General features: G+C 74.7%; 14 protein-coding genes and 1 pseudogene. 7 read left to right on the top strand and 8 right to left on the bottom strand.

The genetic code is table 11. From position 1 onward, the window contains the following. Positions 1-212: 212 nt before the first annotated feature. Together AB0L34_RS28350 and AB0L34_RS28345 are read right to left on the bottom strand one after the other, a co-directional pair. On the bottom strand, positions 213-1,559 hold the full coding sequence (locus tag AB0L34_RS28350) for a solute carrier family 23 protein (protein WP_363708079.1): 1,347 nt from the start codon (positions 1,557-1,559) through the stop codon (positions 213-215). A gap of 367 nt (positions 1,560-1,926) precedes the next feature. Beyond that, positions 1,927-2,562: an alpha-ketoglutarate-dependent dioxygenase AlkB gene (locus AB0L34_RS28345; protein WP_363708078.1), complete on the bottom strand. Its 636-nt coding sequence runs from the start codon at positions 2,560-2,562 to the stop codon at positions 1,927-1,929. Between the two features lie 166 nt (positions 2,563-2,728). Here AB0L34_RS28345 and AB0L34_RS28340 point away from each other — a divergent pair, with 166 nt between their 5' ends. The 6 genes and pseudogenes from AB0L34_RS28340 (at position 2,729) to AB0L34_RS28315 (ending at position 7,593) form a co-directional block, all read left to right on the top strand. After that, positions 2,729-4,690 (top strand): hypothetical protein, encoded by a 1,962-nt coding sequence (locus tag AB0L34_RS28340; protein WP_363708076.1) that lies wholly within the window; start codon positions 2,729-2,731, stop codon positions 4,688-4,690. A gap of 253 nt (positions 4,691-4,943) precedes the next feature. Beyond that, positions 4,944-5,267: a hypothetical protein gene (locus tag AB0L34_RS28335; protein ID WP_363708073.1), complete on the top strand. Its 324-nt coding sequence runs from the start codon at positions 4,944-4,946 to the stop codon at positions 5,265-5,267. A gap of 245 nt (positions 5,268-5,512) precedes the next feature. After that, the gene (locus AB0L34_RS28330; RefSeq protein WP_363708072.1) at positions 5,513-6,664 is read left to right on the top strand and encodes a helix-turn-helix transcriptional regulator; all 1,152 of its coding nucleotides are present in this window, start codon (positions 5,513-5,515) and stop codon (positions 6,662-6,664) included. A 367-nt stretch (positions 6,665-7,031) separates the two neighbouring features. Further along, positions 7,032-7,208: pseudogene (locus tag AB0L34_RS28325) on the top strand (hypothetical protein); the annotation flags it as partial. Further along, positions 7,205-7,423 carry a hypothetical protein gene (locus AB0L34_RS28320; protein WP_363708070.1) on the top strand — a complete coding sequence of 73 codons (219 nt, stop codon included), beginning with the start codon at positions 7,205-7,207 and terminating at the stop codon, positions 7,421-7,423. The pseudogene AB0L34_RS28325 and the gene AB0L34_RS28320, both read left to right, overlap by 4 nt. Continuing rightward, the gene (locus tag AB0L34_RS28315; protein WP_363708068.1) at positions 7,420-7,593 is read left to right on the top strand and encodes a hypothetical protein; all 174 of its coding nucleotides are present in this window, start codon (positions 7,420-7,422) and stop codon (positions 7,591-7,593) included. The genes AB0L34_RS28320 and AB0L34_RS28315 overlap by 4 nt, the downstream gene beginning before the upstream one ends. Positions 7,594-7,624: 31 nt before the next feature. Here the strand turns inward: AB0L34_RS28315 and AB0L34_RS28310 are convergent, their stop codons facing one another. The 6 genes from AB0L34_RS28310 to pseB all read right to left on the bottom strand — a co-directional run bounded on the left by AB0L34_RS28310 (position 7,625) and on the right by pseB (position 14,351). Next, on the bottom strand, positions 7,625-8,677 hold the full coding sequence (locus AB0L34_RS28310) for a spore coat protein (protein WP_363708083.1): 1,053 nt from the start codon (positions 8,675-8,677) through the stop codon (positions 7,625-7,627). Next, positions 8,674-9,396 (bottom strand): glycosyltransferase family protein, encoded by a 723-nt coding sequence (locus AB0L34_RS28305; RefSeq protein ID WP_363708081.1) that lies wholly within the window; start codon positions 9,394-9,396, stop codon positions 8,674-8,676. The genes AB0L34_RS28310 and AB0L34_RS28305 overlap by 4 nt, the downstream gene beginning before the upstream one ends. A gap of 92 nt (positions 9,397-9,488) precedes the next feature. Continuing rightward, positions 9,489-11,372, bottom strand: coding sequence for a class I SAM-dependent methyltransferase (locus AB0L34_RS28300; protein ID WP_363708066.1), 1,884 nt, complete (start codon positions 11,370-11,372; stop codon positions 9,489-9,491). Further along, positions 11,362-12,204: a hypothetical protein gene (locus tag AB0L34_RS28295; RefSeq protein WP_350685080.1), complete on the bottom strand. Its 843-nt coding sequence runs from the start codon at positions 12,202-12,204 to the stop codon at positions 11,362-11,364. The genes AB0L34_RS28300 and AB0L34_RS28295 overlap by 11 nt, the downstream gene beginning before the upstream one ends. 9 nt (positions 12,205-12,213) lie before the next feature. After that, entirely contained in the window at positions 12,214-13,371 is a 1,158-nt protein-coding gene (locus AB0L34_RS28290; RefSeq protein WP_363708064.1) for a DegT/DnrJ/EryC1/StrS family aminotransferase, read from the bottom strand. Further along, positions 13,368-14,351 carry a UDP-N-acetylglucosamine 4,6-dehydratase (inverting) gene (gene pseB / locus AB0L34_RS28285; protein ID WP_350706545.1) on the bottom strand — a complete coding sequence of 328 codons (984 nt, stop codon included), beginning with the start codon at positions 14,349-14,351 and terminating at the stop codon, positions 13,368-13,370. The genes AB0L34_RS28290 and pseB overlap by 4 nt, the downstream gene beginning before the upstream one ends. 246 nt (positions 14,352-14,597) lie before the next feature. Here pseB and AB0L34_RS28280 point away from each other — a divergent pair, with 246 nt between their 5' ends. Next, positions 14,598-14,840 carry a phosphopantetheine-binding protein gene (locus tag AB0L34_RS28280; protein ID WP_363708062.1) on the top strand — a complete coding sequence of 81 codons (243 nt, stop codon included), beginning with the start codon at positions 14,598-14,600 and terminating at the stop codon, positions 14,838-14,840. Positions 14,841-14,931: the final 91 nt, after the last annotated feature.

The following is a 14,931-nucleotide window of genomic DNA, read 5'->3' as shown; positions in this document are numbered from 1 at the left end:
GCCTTCACGCGCGCCCCCCCCGACGCCCCCCACCCTCACATACGCTACTCACCCCGGCCCGGGGGGGGGGGCCGGGCGCCTCCCCCCCCCCCCCCCCTCGACCGTCCACCCTCCCGCCCCGCCCACTCCCCGCGTCGATCATGAAGTTGTTGCCGCGACACGCCGGGGTCGAGGACAACAACCTAATGATCAACGGGCGCTCCGGGCCGGGGTCAGAGTTCGGGTTCGGGGGTGTGGCGGGGGGTGGGGGTGGTGCCGCGGAGGCGGGCCACCAGGCGCATGCCGTGGTAGACGACCAGGGCGGCGGCGGTGCCCAGGGCGATGCCGTTGAAGGAGAGGTCGCCGGCGGTGAGGGTGTAGTTGGCCGCGCCGACGATCACCGCGACCGCCGCCGTCATCAGGTTCACCGGGTCGTGGAAGTCCACCCGGTTCTCGATCCAGATCCGGGCGCCGAGGATCGCGATGAGGCCGTAGAGGGCGGTGGTGGCGCCGCCGAGCACGCCGGCCGGAACGGTGAGGATCAGCGCGCCGAACTTCGGGCTGAGCCCCAGCAACACCGCCGCCACGCCGGCCACCCAGTACGCGGCGGTGGAGTAGACCCGGGTCGCGGCCATCACGCCGATGTTCTCCGCGTACGTGGTGGTGCCGGAGCCGCCGCCGGAGCCGGCGAGCACGGTGGCCAGCCCGTCGCCCAGGAACGCCCGGCCCATGTCCCGGTCCAGGTTGCGGCCGGTCATCGCGGCGACCGCCTTGACGTGCCCGGCGTTCTCGGCGATCAGCACCAGGATCACCGGGATCACCAGCACCACCGCGCGCAGGCTGAAGCTCGGCGCGTGGAACTCCGGCAGGCCGACCCAGGCGGCGTCCCGCAGCCCGTCGACCGCCTTCGGGTCCAGGTCGCCGAGCGCGGCGGCGAGCAGCCAGCCGACCAGCACACCCAGCAGGATGGACAGCCTGGCCAGGAAGCCCCGGAAGGCGACCGTGGCGAGCAGGATCGCGGCCAGGGTCACCACCGCGATCAGCGGCTGCGCCTTCACCCCGGTGCCGCTGCCGCCGCCGTCCCACGCGACCGGGGCGAGGTTCAGGCCGATCAGCGCGACGATCGCGCCGGTGACGACCGGCGGCATCAGCGCGTCGATCCAGCGCGACCCGGCGAGCTGAACGACCAGCCCGACGACGGCCAGCGCGACGCCGGCCACGACGATGCCGCCCAGCGCCGGACCGATGTCCCCGCCGGCCTTCGCGGCCAGCACCGGCGCGATGAAGGCGAACGACGAGCCGAGGTACGAGGGCAGCCGGTTGCCGGTGATCAGCAGGAACAGCAGCGTGCCGAGCCCGGAGAAGAAGAGGGTGGTCGCCGGCGGGAAACCGGTGATCAGCGGCACCGTGAAGGTGGCGCCGAACATGGCCACGACGTGCTGCACGCCGACGCCGAGCGTGCGCGGCCAGGACAGCCGTTCGTCGGGGTGGACCACGTCGCCGGGGCGGATGGACCGGCCGTCGCCGTGGACCGCCCAGGCGGACCAGCGGGAGCGCGGCTCGGTGGAGGACTTGGTCATGCGTCGCCCTTCGCGTCGTCAAGAGGTGACGGGGGCGCTGACGAAACCCAGGAGTCGTTTCTAGCAGAGCGCCGCCTCACCCCACCCGCCACCCCGGCCACCAGGCACGATCGGTCCCGCACCTGAGCCCTGTCATGCACACGGTGCCCCTTTCGTCCCGGCGGGAAGTGCGTGATCGGCGGACCGGACCAGAGACGGGCCGAGGCCGGGGTGGCGCGGAGCGCCCGGAGGCCGACCGGAGCCGGCGGGCGGGGTGGGCGCGGCGGGGTTATCTGCCGGTGAGGACCCGGTCGTGGTCGGGGTCGGACTGACCTCCAGCGTCTCAGCCTCGTTGAGGCACGGCAGCAGCACCGTGACCGAGGGTGGCTCAGGCGACGCCGGCGGGCCGGAACTGGACGCTGACCCGGGGCCCGACGGGGCGGACGGTCTTCGGCACCGCGTGCTCCCAGGTGCGCTGGCAGGAGCCGCCCATCACCACGAGGTCGCCGTGCCCGAGCGGGAAGCGCAGGCTGTCGCCGCCGCCCCGGGGGCGCAGCAGCAGCGTGCGTGGCGAGCCGAACGAGACGATGGCGACCATCGTGTCGGTGTGCGCGGAGCGGCCCTGGGTGTCGCCGTGCCAGGCGACGCTGTCCCGGCCGGAGCGGTAGAGGCACATGCCGGCGGTGACGAAGGGCTCGCCCAGCTCGGGGGCGTAGTGCCGGGTGAGCGCGGCGCGTGCCTGCGTGAGCAGCGGGTGCGGCAGCGGCCGGTGGCCGGAATACCAGCACAGCAGCCGCGGTACGTCGACCTCGGAGTCGTACATCGTGCGGCGCTCGGCCCGCCACGGCACGTCCCGCAGCAGCGTGTCGAAGACCTGGTCGGAGCCGGCGACCCAGCCGGGGAGGTGGTCGACCCACGCGCCCCGGGTGAGCGGGTGCCGGCGCAGCCGGCCGGCCAGCGGACCCAGCGACGGCCCCGCGTCGGTCAGGTCCAGCATCGACGGCTGGTAGGCGGCCCCGGTCATCCGCCCAGCCTACCGCCCCGATTGGCACAGGTGTACGACGCGGGGGATCTCGTCGCCCGCCCGTCACCTGGCGCACACGTCGGCGTCGCCCGGCGTCGGCGGGCCGCCCCTACCGTGAGGCGGCTCCGTCCGGGCCCGGGCGGGCCGCGCGCCGAGGAGACGACCAGTGCAGAGCAGTTCCACCCGCGTGCCGGTGGCGCCCCGCCCGGCGGCCCCGCCGCAGGCGACCCCGGTCCGCCCGGCCCGCCGACCCGCGGCCGTCGTCGGTTGGCTCGCCGCCGCCTGGGTCGTCCCGGTGCTGGCGTACGCGCTGGGCGTGGCCGCCGTGCTCCCGCCGCTCGTGCTCGTGCTGACGGCCGCGCTGCTGCGGGTCGGGCGCACCCTGCTGGACCGGCTGGTGCTGGCGACGGCGCTGCTGCTCGGGGCGCTCTGCGCCGCCGCCCTGCTCTTCTCGGTCTGGCCGTGGGGCCTGCACCCGGTCCCGGTGGCCGGCACGGCGCTGACCGTGCTGCTCGGCCTCGCCCTGGTCACCAGGGTCCGGCCGCGCCTGCCCCGCCCGGTGGCGGCCGACGCGGCGCCGGTCGTCGCGGCGGCGCTGGCGACCCTGGCCCTGGCCTGGCCCTACCTGCGCGCCGACGGACTGGCCGGCCGGCTCGCGTACGCGATGACGGGCGAGGACAACAGCCGGCACCTGGCCGCCGTGGAGGGCATCCGGGCGGTCGGCGGCTACCTGTTCAGCGACCCGGACGGCGCGGCCCGGATCGCACCCGAGGCGATGGTCTGGTACCCGCAGGGCTTCCACGTGACGGCCGCGCTGCTGGACGGCTTCCTGCGTTCCTCGACCGCGCCCGGCTCGGCGACGAGCACCCTGGACCACTACCTCGGCTGGTCGCTGGCCGCGTACGCCCTGCTGGTGCTCGCGGTGCTCTGGGCCGCCGCGCGGATCGCCGGCCGACTGCTCGACCCGCTGCGCGCCGCCGCCCTGGCCGGCGCGGTCACCGCGCTCGCCCTGGGCTCGGAGCTGGCCCGCTTCGTGGTGTACGGCTACCCGGGGGAGAGCCTCGGCCTGGCGCTGACCGCGATCCTGGTCGCGCTGGTGTGCCGCCCGGTGGCCCGCACCGGCACCCAGCTCTGCCTGCTCGGGGCGCTCTGCGTCGGGATCGGGTTCGCGTACCTGATGTTCCTGCCGGTGGTCGGGGCGCTGGTGCTGGCCTGGCTGGTCCGGCACCGGCGGGCGGTGCGCCGGCGGCCCTGGCTGGCCGGCGTGGTGGCCCTGGCCACGGCCGTGCTCACGCCGCTGCCGAGCGTGGCGGGCCTGCTCTTCACCGACCAGGTCGACAACGCCGCCACCGGCGGCGGCGTCTTCCCGCGCTACGACGCCTACCTGGCGCTGACCGGCGTGGTCGCCGCGGGGCTGCTCGCCGGCGGCCTGCGGCTGCCAGTGTGGCGCCGGTACGCGGGCGCCCTGGCCGCGGCGCTGGCCTTCGCGGCCGGCTTCCACCTCTGGTTCGCCCTGCAGGGCACCGACCCGCGCTACTACTACGGCAAGACCCTGCACCTGCTGCTGGTGGTCCTGTTCGTCGGGGCGGGCGCGGTGTTCCTGCTGCGGCCGGTCCCGTGGCGCGCGCGGCGGCCCCCGGGCCGGTCCGGCCCGGTCGCCCGGGCGCTCGTCGCGTTGTCGCTGGTGGCGGCGACGGCCGGGGTGGCCGGCCTGGCGCGCGGCGGCGGGATCTTCGCCCAGCCGTTCGGCGCCCGTACCACCACCTGGGCGGCGGCCTGGTGGTCCGGCCTGCTGGACCGGCCGAGGCAGGCCGACGTGACCGTCCGCGCGCTGGCCCACGCGCCGGTCCGCGACGGCGAGGTCACGGTCGTGGTCAGCGAGCACCGGCGGGAGGGCTACCTCGAGACGCTCTTCCTCGCCACCCTCCAGGGCACCCACGGCGCCTCCGCGCCCGCGTTCTACAACCTGCCGCTGTCCGAGCCGGCCCGCTCGGCGGCCCTGGTCGAGCAGGAACGGCGGCCGATCCGCTTCCTCGCCACCGGCCCGGAGGCCGCGGCGGTCGTCGAGCGGCTCCTGGCCGAGCGCCCGGAGCTGCGCTCCCGGGTCACCCTCGACCTGCTGCCCTGACGACGACAGCTTTCCCGCCGCTTGAGGCTGCCCGGCACGCCCGACTCCGTATCCTGAGCGCCGTGGCGCGCGACCTCCCGTTGCTTCTGCTGGACGTGGACGGTGTCCTGAATCCGTTCGCGGGAGACCAGTGTCCGGTCAGCTACCAGGAGTTCCAGTTCTTTCCGGGGGAGGCTCCGGTACGGCTGTGCCCAGCTCACGCGGATTGGCTCCGAGAGCTGGGCGAACGGTTCGAGATGGTGTGGGCCACCGGGTGGGGGCGGAAGCGAACCGGCTCCTCGCGCCGGTACTGCGTCTTCCGCAACTGCCGGTCATCAGCCTTCCGTCGGGCCCGTTCGAACCGCGCGAGAAGGTGCCCGCCGTGGCCGCGTACGTCGGCTCACGTCCGGTGGCCTGGATTGATGACGCGCTGACGACGGAGGCGCGGGCATGGGCCGATGCCCGTGCGGCACCCACCCTCCTTGTCGATATCGACCCTGCCGAGGGGCTGAGCCTGGCTGTGGTCCGCCGGCTGCTCGCCTGGTCGCAGGGCTTGCCGAATCCGACTGATTCCCCTGGCCGACGACAGCAGCACTGACAGCAAGTAATGGTCAGGGGTTCAAATCCCCTCAGCCCGTCCAGCTCGAAGGCGGTTCTCGCCGTGAGACGGTCTTTTCAGAGCTATCCCGCCAGTGGCGCTGGTGGCGGTCCGCGAAGCGCCATCAACCAGGAGTACCGTCGGTGGCGGCGCGGTTGCCGGTTGTCGTGCTCGGCTGCCCGCCGCACTGACCGCTGTCCGAGGAGATGGCTGTGCCTCGCCGAGCCATACCCGCTGATCCGTCCGTGGGCGACCGCATCCGGGCCCGTCGTGAGTTGCGTGGCTGGAGCATCCGGCACGCCGCGAGTCGCGCGGGCATCTCGCACACGACGTGGTCGCGTATCGAGCGCGGTGTCCAGCGCACGGATCGGTACATGGTGGTCGACCTGGCCGCCGCCCTGGAGTGCTCGGTGTTCGACCTGACAGGGCAGTCGTACACGCCTGCTGACCGGCAGTTGGATGGCGCGCGTATCGACGCCGAACGAGTGTGGCGGATGATGATGGCCCACCCGTTCGCCGCGCCGCCGGTCGTCGGGGCCGCCACTGTGGAGCAGGTGGCCCGGGAGTCGGCGTTGGTGCGCGATCTCTACGGCCGATGTGACTACGCCGGAGCCCTGCGTCGGCTGGTGGACCTGCTGCCCGCCCTGCACGGGGTGACCGATCAGCGGGCGGCGTACCGGTTGATGGTGCCGGTCTACGGCGTGGCGATGGGTTCGTTGCTGAACATCGGCTATTCGGCGCACGCCTGGTTGGCCGCCGAGCGGTGTGCCGAGGCGGCGGCCCTGCTCGACGATCCGGTTGCGGTGGGGGTGGCGGCGGCGAACCGCGCCCGGGTGTCGGCCTACACCGGCGCGTACGGTCCGGCCCGGGCGTACTGCGACCGGGCCGGGGCGGACCTGGACGGCAGTGGCGCGGCCACGGCGTTGGACGTGCTCGGATTCCTGCACCTGGCCCGCGCGCATCACCTCGCTGGCATGAAGGACCAGACTGCGGCCGAGGATCATCTCGCCGAGGCGGCCCGGATCGCCGCGCACACCGGCGAGACGACGAGCTGGGATCTGGCCTGGGGGCCGCGAAACGTGGCGTTGTGGCGGATGGCCTACCAGCTCGACACGGGTCGCCCGCAGGAGGCGTTGCGGACGGCCGCAGGAGTGGTCGCGGCCGAACTGCCGGCGGTGCGTCAGGTGTACTTCTGGCTGGACATGTCCCGCGCGGTGGTGGCGGCTGGGCGGGAGCGAGACGCGGTGCGGATGCTGCTCGCCGCCGAACGGGTCGGTCCGCAGCACGCTCGGTCATCGACGGCGGCGCGGGAGATCACGCGCGGGCTGCTGCGTCGAGGGTTCGTCTCCACCGAGCTGCGGGGCCTGTGCGAGCGCATGGGGGTCTCCGGCCAATAGTGGTGCGTAGGTGTTCCATCACGCACCGTGCCGTCCATAACGTCCTGATCAGGACGCGACAGCAGGAAGCAGGTGCTTGGCCGGTCGCGTCCGCCGGGTGGCGGCGGTGCCGGCCCTGGCACGGCGCCTGACGTCTGCGCTGCCGTCGCCACCCTTCCCTCCCTGCCCAGAGGAAGGCGGAACCTGTGGCGATGTGGTCCGAGCTGCGTGGCGTCGTGCGGTGGCTACTGCGACAGCCTGACTCGCACCCACCGTCGGGCGCCGGCCAGCGCCACCAGGCCGCCGAACAGGAAGCCGCGCGGCGGCGGTTGCTCGACCAGGCGGAGCGGCTGCGGGACAACGGCGACCGGCCGGCAGGGGAAGCCAGGTGAACGACCAGGAACGGGCGATCCTCGCGGCTCACGTCTGCGGACTCGACGGAATGTGCGTCGGTTGCCGGGTGTGGTGGTCGCGGCTGGTGCCGTACCCGTGCTGGCAGATGGACTGGGCGACCAGCCGGCAGGCCCGGGCGATCATGGCCCGCTTCCTGGAGGTTGAAGCGTGACCACCCACGGCCCGGTGCTGCCGGTCTGGAGCTGCGGCGGGTGCGGGGCTCCCTGGCCCTGCCGGACCCGTCGCCAGGAGTTGCGGGCGGAGTTCGCGGACGCCCCGATGTCGCTGGCGCTGTACATGGGGGCGCAGTTCGTCCGCGCCGCCGAGGACCTGACCTGGGCTCCGGCCGGCACCCTGCACCGGCGCTTCCTCGGCTGGACCCGGTGAGCATCCTGCGGGCCGGCGACGAGAAGTTCCACTACAGCGACGGCTCCCACAAGTGGATCCCGCCGGACCCGGACTACGACCAGGAGGTGTGGGACGAGCAGGTCCGCCAGCACAAGCTGGGCCACCTGAGGAACGAGAGGCCGAAGGTGCGCATCCAACGCCTCGTCTGATCCCAGCAGCGCCGGCAGCTCCCCTCCGGGATCAGGCCGGCGTGGCGGCCAGGGCGGCGAGCACCGCGTCGGCCACCCGGCCCCGGCCCATGCCGTCCACGGTGGACCAGGCGCGGGCGGAGAGTGCGGCGCGGCGTTCCGGGGAGGCGAGCAGCCCGGTGAGGGTCCGGGCGGCGGCGGCCCGCGCCGCCCGCCCCGGCACGCCGGCGGCGGCCAGCTCCGGCAGCTCGCCGAGGCCGGCGACGAGACCGTGCGCGACCACCCGCTGGTACGACTCCCGCTGGTTGTCCACGACGCAGACCAGCGCGGACGGGGCGCCGAGGCAGCACAGCTCCCAGGTCGACGTGCCGGCCGCGCTCACCACCAGGTCCGCCGCGCCGATCAGCGCGGGCAGCTCGTCGGTGGGCGGCACCGGGCGCAGCGACTGTCCCCGCCCCGGCGGCACCACCGCCAGTTCCGACTCCACCTCCGGGCGGCCGACCACGACGGTGAGGTCCATCGGGTGCCCGGTGGCCAGCAGCACCCTGGTCAGCACCGGGGCCGCCCCGACCGCGTCGGTGCCGCCGAAGAACGCCAGCACCCGCGGCCGGCCCACCGCCGTCGCGGGCCGGGGCGCCGCCGGCCGGGCGGCCACCACCGAGTCCCGCAGCAGGGCGTACGCGGTGCCGGCGAGCAGCCGGCCGGCCGGCGCGACGGTCGCCGCGCCGAAGTTCTGGTCCAGGTAGAGGTCGGCGTCCTGCCCCCGGGTGTCGCCGTCGACGACGGCCAGGGTCAGCACGCCCGCCGCGCGCAGCGCGCCCGCCCCGGCCGGGTCCAGCTCGTAGGAGTCGAGCACCATGACGTCCAGCGCGTGCCGGCGCGCGGTCGCCACCAGTTCCTGCGGGGTCTCCGGGCCGGGGTGCAGCGGGATGCCGCGGGCGGCCAGTTGCGCGCCCGCCCAGCCGACCCGCTCGACGGTGCCGAACATCTCGACCGAGGCCCCCCGGGCGAGGAACTCCTCGCCGAGGGCGAGGCAGCGGACCAGGTGCCCGACGCCGCGCCGTGGCCCGGCGTCGCAGCGCAGTCCGACGCGTACGGTGCTCAGGACTCCTCCAGCCGCTTCTGTCGTACGCCGGCGTTGACGGCGCGCAGCGCCGGTTGCCCGTCGAGCCAGTCGGCGAGCTTGGCCAGCGGCACGCTGACGTCCCCGAAATGGTCGGTCACCGCCCGCACCAGGGTCCAGTCGGCCTCGGTGTCGAGCGTGAGCCGCAGGTCCGACCGGTCCGGGGTGAGCGTCACCCCGAGCACCCGGAACAGCTCCGGACGGGAGTACGCGTACGAGGTCACGTGCACCCGGTGGTGGTCGGTGGCGAGCCGGTCCAGCGTCCGCAGCGTGTCCGCCCGGACGATCTCGACGTCGAGGCCCCGGGGGAGGGTGCGGGCGATGGACGTGCTGGCGTAGTCGAGCCCGGGCACCGCGCGCCAGACCGCCGTGACCAGCGTGATGATCTCGGGGTCGAGCAGCGGGCAGTCGGCGGTGAAGCGCATCACCGCGTCGCCGGGGTGGGCGTCCAGCGCGCCGACGAAGCGGGTGAGCACGTCGTCGACGGGGCCCCGGTGCCACGCCACGCCCAGCCGGTCGCACTCGGCCACCACCGCGTCGTCGGCGGGCTCGGTGCTGGTGGCGACCACCAGGTCGGCGAGGACGCCGCTCTCCCGCGCGGCCCGCACCACCCGGCCGAGGACGCTGCGCCCGGCGAGCGGCCGGAGCACCTTGCCGGGCAGCCGGGACGAGCCCATCCGGGCCTGCACGACGCCCACGATCCGTGGGCCGGTGCCGGTCTCGCCCGCCGTCGACGGGAAAACGGTGCCGGTCGGGCCGGGCGCCGCCGGGGTGCCGGCGGTCGGTGTGTCGGTCACTGGTTCTCCTCCGGCTTCGGGGCGAGGGCCTGCCGGGCCCGGCGCTTGGCCGCCCGGGCGCCCCGCTTCGCGATCCGCGCCGGGGCGATGGCCAGCCGGCCCACCCGGTAGCTGAGCGAGCCGCTCAGCAGGTGGATCGTCGCGTCGGCGCGGCGCAGCGCCCGCTCCCGCGAGGTGAGCAGTTCCTCGGTCCACTTGAGCAGCGCGGCCAGCCGGGTCAGCTCCTCGCGCTGACGCAGCCACGCCTCCCGCAACTGCTGGTAGCTGCGACTGCCGATCGGCGGGTCGGTCGGCTCGACGGCCCGCAGTTCGGTGGCGAGGGCGACGCGTCCGTCCGCGTCCAGCCCGTGCAGGGCGGCGGCGATCGCCGCCTCGGCCTCCACGGCCGCGGCGACGGTCGGCCGGTCCAGGTCGTGACCGGCGACGCCGCCGAGCACCACGGTCAGGCCCGCCACGTCCAGCGTGGACGTCCACGGGTGGGCGTATCCGCCGGTGAGCAGCTCGGCGGCGAAGCGCCACAGGCTCCGGGCGAGCACCACGTCCACGGCGAGCGGTTCGGCGGCCCGCCAGCTCGGGTCGAGCACCGCGTAGGCGTCCCCGGCCACGACGACGTTGTCCACGCTGGCCAGCCCGAACGGGCCGGCGAGCCGGCCGTCGGCGTCGACCTGCCCGGCGAGCCAACGCGCGTACCCGCGCAGGAGCCGGCGCAGCGCGTCCGTGTCCCGCCGCAGGCAGCCGTCCAGCAGCAGGGTGCGCAGCAGGCGCCCGTCCGGCACCGGCCCGGTGAGCGCCCCCGGGTCCCGGTACGCGGCCAGCCGGCTGGCGAACGGCGCCGCCGGCCCGCCCCGGGTCTCCGCCCTGGCGGCCCGCCACCGCCAGCCGTCCGGGCCGTCGACCACCTCGACCACGCCGGCCCCGGGTGGCCCGGTCTGCACCAGGGCCACGGGCAGGTCGGCGCGCCCCCGGGCGGCCGGGTCCGCAACCGCCGGGTCGGTGCCGGCAGGGCCTGCGGCGGCGGCGGGGTCCGTGCCGGCCGGGTCCGCGGCGGCGGGGTCGTCGGACCTGCGGGCGAGCACCAGCCAGGCCGGCGCCAGCTCGCCCGCCCGGCCGGCGTGCAGCGCGTCGACCGCGAGCCGGGCCGGGTCCTGGAGCACCGTGTCCCGGGCACCGGCGCGGGAGCACGCGCCGTGCAGCGCCGCGTCGAGGAACCCGGACGTGGTCCGCCGAGCCAACGCGCCCGTGTCGACCAGCGCGGTCGGCGCCGCCGGGTGCGGGTACGCGGCGAAGCAGGCGTCCGCGCGCAGCCCCCGGGCACCCAGCCGCCCGCGCAACTGCTCCAGGTTGGCCGGGCGGTCCGCGTCGAGCACCCCGCCGATCATCCAGGCGGAGTCGTCACGCCCGGCGTACCAGGGAGAGGTGGCGACGAGCCGGTGCAGGCCGAGCGGGTTGTCCAGGCGCAGCAGCAGCACGCCGCCGGGGCGCAGGGCCGCCGTGAGCCGGTCGAGCACGCCGGCCCAGCCGAGCCGCGTCCCCTCCACCGACTCGACCGCGTCCAGGCCGGCGCCGGCGATCACCACGTCGAACCGCTCGCCCGTCGGCAGCCCGGCCGGGCCGGCCACCACGACCTGCGCGGCGCGCTCGGCGAGGGCGACCCCGTCGGGGTGGCTGCGCAGCAGGCAGGTCACCTCGGCGTGTGCCAGCCGGTCGAGCAGCGCGGGGTCGTGCGGCCCGGCCAGCAGCACCCGCGCGCCGGCGGGCACCACGCGGGCGGCCAGCGCCGCCAGCGGCCCGCCCTCGGCCAGGCGCTCCGCCGGCAGGTCGGACCAGGCCAGCATCTCCCCGCCCGGCAGCGCGATCCGCGGCGCCGTCTCAGTCGTCACTCTTCTCCTCCTGGAGGTTCGCCCACCCGAGCAGCTCGCGCAGCTCGGCCGGCGTGCAGCGGTGGTCGGTGCCCAGCTCGGCGCGGGCGATCGAGACGGCGGTGGGCAGGTCCACCTGTTCGCCGTGCAGCTCCGGCCACTGGCGGCGGATCCGGGCGGTCCCGCCGAAGGTGGGGTCCTCGTCCGCGAGCACCATCGGGTCGCCGTACACGGCCGGCTCGCAGCCGGCGGCGATGCCGTAGAAGATGGCGCTGGTCAGCCGGTTCGACGCCACCCGCCGGTGCCGGCGCAGCTCGGTGAGCTGCTTGTCGAGGAAGAGCGGATCGGTGTCCTTCCACCAGTGGCCGCGGTAGCCGTGGCAGATCACCCGGAAGCCGGCGTTCTCGTAGAGCCGGCGCACCCGGCGCATGCCGTACTCGTGCCAGTAGAGGCAGACCGTGACCGGGCCGGGTTCGGTGTCCCGGATGCGGGCGATCAGCTCCCGGTGGTCGCCCCGCACGTGCTGACCCTCCCAACCGTGGAACGGGTACCAGATGGTGCCCTCCCGCTCCGACTCCGGCGGGTCCTCCGGCCGCATGGCCAGCAGGTACGCGAAGGGCGCCCCGATGACGGTCACGTTGCGCCGCCCCACCGACCAGGCCCGCCGCCGGGTCTGCTCCGACCACAGCAGGCTCGGGGTCCGCTCGGCGTACGGGTGGCCGGGGGCGAGGCCGTCGCCGATGTTCCAGCCGTGCTGGACGTACCCGTTGATCCGGGGCGGATGGCCGTCGCCCAGCCCGGCGTAGCGGGCCAGCACGTGGGCGTGGCCGTAGAAGTGGTTCGCGTGGTGCATCGGGTCCCCTCAGGCGGCGGAACGCGCCGTGGCGGCGCGCAGCGCCGTGCCGAGGGCGTCGATGACGCGGTCCTGGTCGGCCTCGGTGAGGTCCGGGAACAGCGGCAGGGACAGCTGCTGCTCGTAGAACGACTCGGCCACCGGGCAGGACCCGCGCCGGTAGCCCAGGTCGGCGAAGGCCGGGTGCCAGTGCACGGGGATGTAGTTGACCTGCACCCCGATGCCGGCGGCGCGCATCCGGTCGTACACCTCGCGGCGGCGCCCGTCGAGCACCCGGATCGGGTAGAGGTGCCACGCCGGGGCGGCCCAGGACCGCCGGCCCGGGGTCAGCACGCCGGGCAGGCCGGCCAGCGCCTCGTCGTAGCGGGCGACCAGGCGGGCCCGGCGGGCCAGGAAGTCGCCGAGCCGGCGCAACTGGCTGCGGCCCAGCGCGCAGAGCACGTCGGGGAGCCGGTAGTTCAGCCCGAACTCGTGCACCTCCTGGTGCCAGCCGCCCTCGTCCGGCCAGCGTTGTTCGTCGCGCTCCCGGACCAGGCCGATGTTGCGGAACCGGCGCGCCCGCTTCAGCAGGTGCGGGTCGGTGGCGGCGACCGCGCCGCCCTCGGCGGTGGTGAGGTTCTTCGTCGGGAAGAACGAGAACGTGGTCAGGTCCGCCAGCGAGCCGACCGGCCGCCCCCGGTAGGTGGCGCCGATCGAGTGCGCGGCGTCGGCGAGCAGCAGCGCGTCCGTGCCGGCCGTCGCGGCGCGCAGCGCGTCGTAGTCGGCCGGGTGGCCGGCGTAGTCGACGGCGGACACCACCCGGGTCCGGCTGGTCGTCGCCGCGGCGACCGCCGCCGGGTCGAGGGTGAACGTCTCGTCCTCGACGTCGGCGAAGACGATCTTCGCGCCGAGGGCGACCGCGCTGCTGGCGGTCGCCACGAACGTCATGGGCGGCACGACCACCTCGTCGCCGGTGCCGACCCCGGCCGCCGCGTACGCCACGTGCAGCGCCGCGGTGCCGTTGGAGACCGCCGCGCAGCCGGCGCCGCCGGTCCACGCCGCCAGGTCGGCCTCGAACCCGTCGACCTGCGGGCCGGTGGTGAGCCAGTCGCTGCGCAGGGCGGCGACCACGGCCGCGACGTCGTCCTCGGTCACCGACTGCCGGCCGTACGGGAGCAGCCCCGTCATGCGGCGATGCCGAGCATGTCGCGCAGGTGCTCCACGCTGAGCCACTCGTCGTTGCTGTCCGACTGGTACGCGAACCCGTCCGGCACCGGCTCGCAGCCGACCGGCGGCTGGTAGCCCCAGGTGGCGATGGTCGGCTGCACGATGTACCGGTCCTTCGCGCGCAGGGTCCGGCGGCTGTCGTCCGGCGCGATCATCTCCTCGTGCAGCTTCTCGCCGGGGCGGATGCCGACCTCGTGCGTGGTGGCCTCCGGGGCGACGGCCTCGACCAGGTCGAGGATGCGCATGCTGGGAATCCGCGGGACGAACAGCTCGCCGCCCTGCATCTGGTCGAACGAGTCCATGACGAACTGGACCGCCTGGTCGAGGGTGATCCAGAACCGGGTCATCCGCTTGTCGGTGACCGGCAGGCTCTTGCCCTCGGCGGCCAGCCGGCGGAACAGCGGGACGACCGAGCCCCGGCTGCCGACCACGTTGCCGTAGCGGACGACCGCGAACCGGGTCGGGTGCTGCGCGGCGTAGTGGTTGGCCGAGACGAACAGCTTGTCGCCGACCAGCTTCGTCGCGCCGTACAGGTTGATCGGGCTGGACGCCTTGTCGGTGGAGAGGGCGATGACCTTCTTCACGCCGGCCTCGATCGCCGCGTCCACGACGTGCTGGGAGCCGGTGATGTTGGTGGCGATGAACTCCGACGGGTTGTACTCGGCGGTGTCCACCTGCTTGAGCGCGGCGGCGTGCACCACGTGGTCCACCCCGTGCATCGCGCGGGTCAGCCGGTGCCGGTCCCGGACGTCACCGATGAACCAGCGCAGCCGCGGGTCGTCGCCGAGCTGCTGGCGCAGTTCGTACTGCTTGAGTTCGTCGCGGGAGAACACCACCACCCGGGCCGGGTCGGCCTCGGTGAGGACGTGCCGGAGGAACGTCTTCCCGAAGGAACCGGTTCCGCCGGTGATCAGAATGGAAGACCCATTCAACTCGCTCAATTGGTGCTCCCGTGGTCGTGGTTGTTTCCGCGGCGACCTTGCCCGGTCGACCGGATCGAGACGCTAGACCCGGCGGGTTAACACCTCGACGCCCCTCGGTGAACGGTCGCCGCGCCTGGAGTGAATGCGGAACACCTTGCAGGCAAACACTTTTCGCCAGTTCAGGGCCAGGTTGAGGGGCCTTCGAACTCGGCTACACTCGGCCCGCACGTCGACGCGTGCGGACCAGTTACGGAGGAAATCGCGGTGGAACTTCAGCGACTGAGGGTCGTCTTCCGGGCGGCGTTGGAGCTTTCCGACGACGCCGTTGTCGACAGTCTCGAATATCGCGGAATCGAGAAGTGGGATTCGCTCGCGCACATGTCGTTGGTGGCCGCCATCGAGGACGAGTTCGGCGTCACGCTGGACACCGACGAAGTGATCGACCTCAGTTCCTTCGACCGCGCCCGGCAGATCCTGGAGAAGCAGGGCGTCGTCCTCACCGACTGACACCGGTACGGCCGCCGCGTCCGGGCCGGGCGTCGGCCGATCCGGCAGCCGAGCCGAGGGGCCCGGTCCTCGGACTGGGAGGCCACCACCC

Origin of the sequence: Micromonospora sp. NPDC052213 (genome assembly GCF_040679695.1) — a bacterium.
In the GTDB taxonomy this organism is placed as follows: domain Bacteria; phylum Actinomycetota; class Actinomycetes; order Mycobacteriales; family Micromonosporaceae; genus Micromonospora.
This window is presented reverse-complemented; position numbering and strand designations above follow the sequence as displayed.

Coding starts and splice junctions, on each gene's coding strand:
- AB0L34_RS28350 (WP_363708079.1), bottom strand. CDS start 1,559: ATGACCAAGTCCTCCACCGAGCCGCGCTCCCGCTGGTCCGCCTGGGCG.
- AB0L34_RS28345 (WP_363708078.1), bottom strand. CDS start 2,562: ATGACCGGGGCCGCCTACCAGCCGTCGATGCTGGACCTGACCGACGCG.
- AB0L34_RS28295 (WP_350685080.1), bottom strand. CDS start 12,204: ATGCACCACGCGAACCACTTCTACGGCCACGCCCACGTGCTGGCCCGC.
- AB0L34_RS28290 (WP_363708064.1), bottom strand. CDS start 13,371: ATGACGGGGCTGCTCCCGTACGGCCGGCAGTCGGTGACCGAGGACGAC.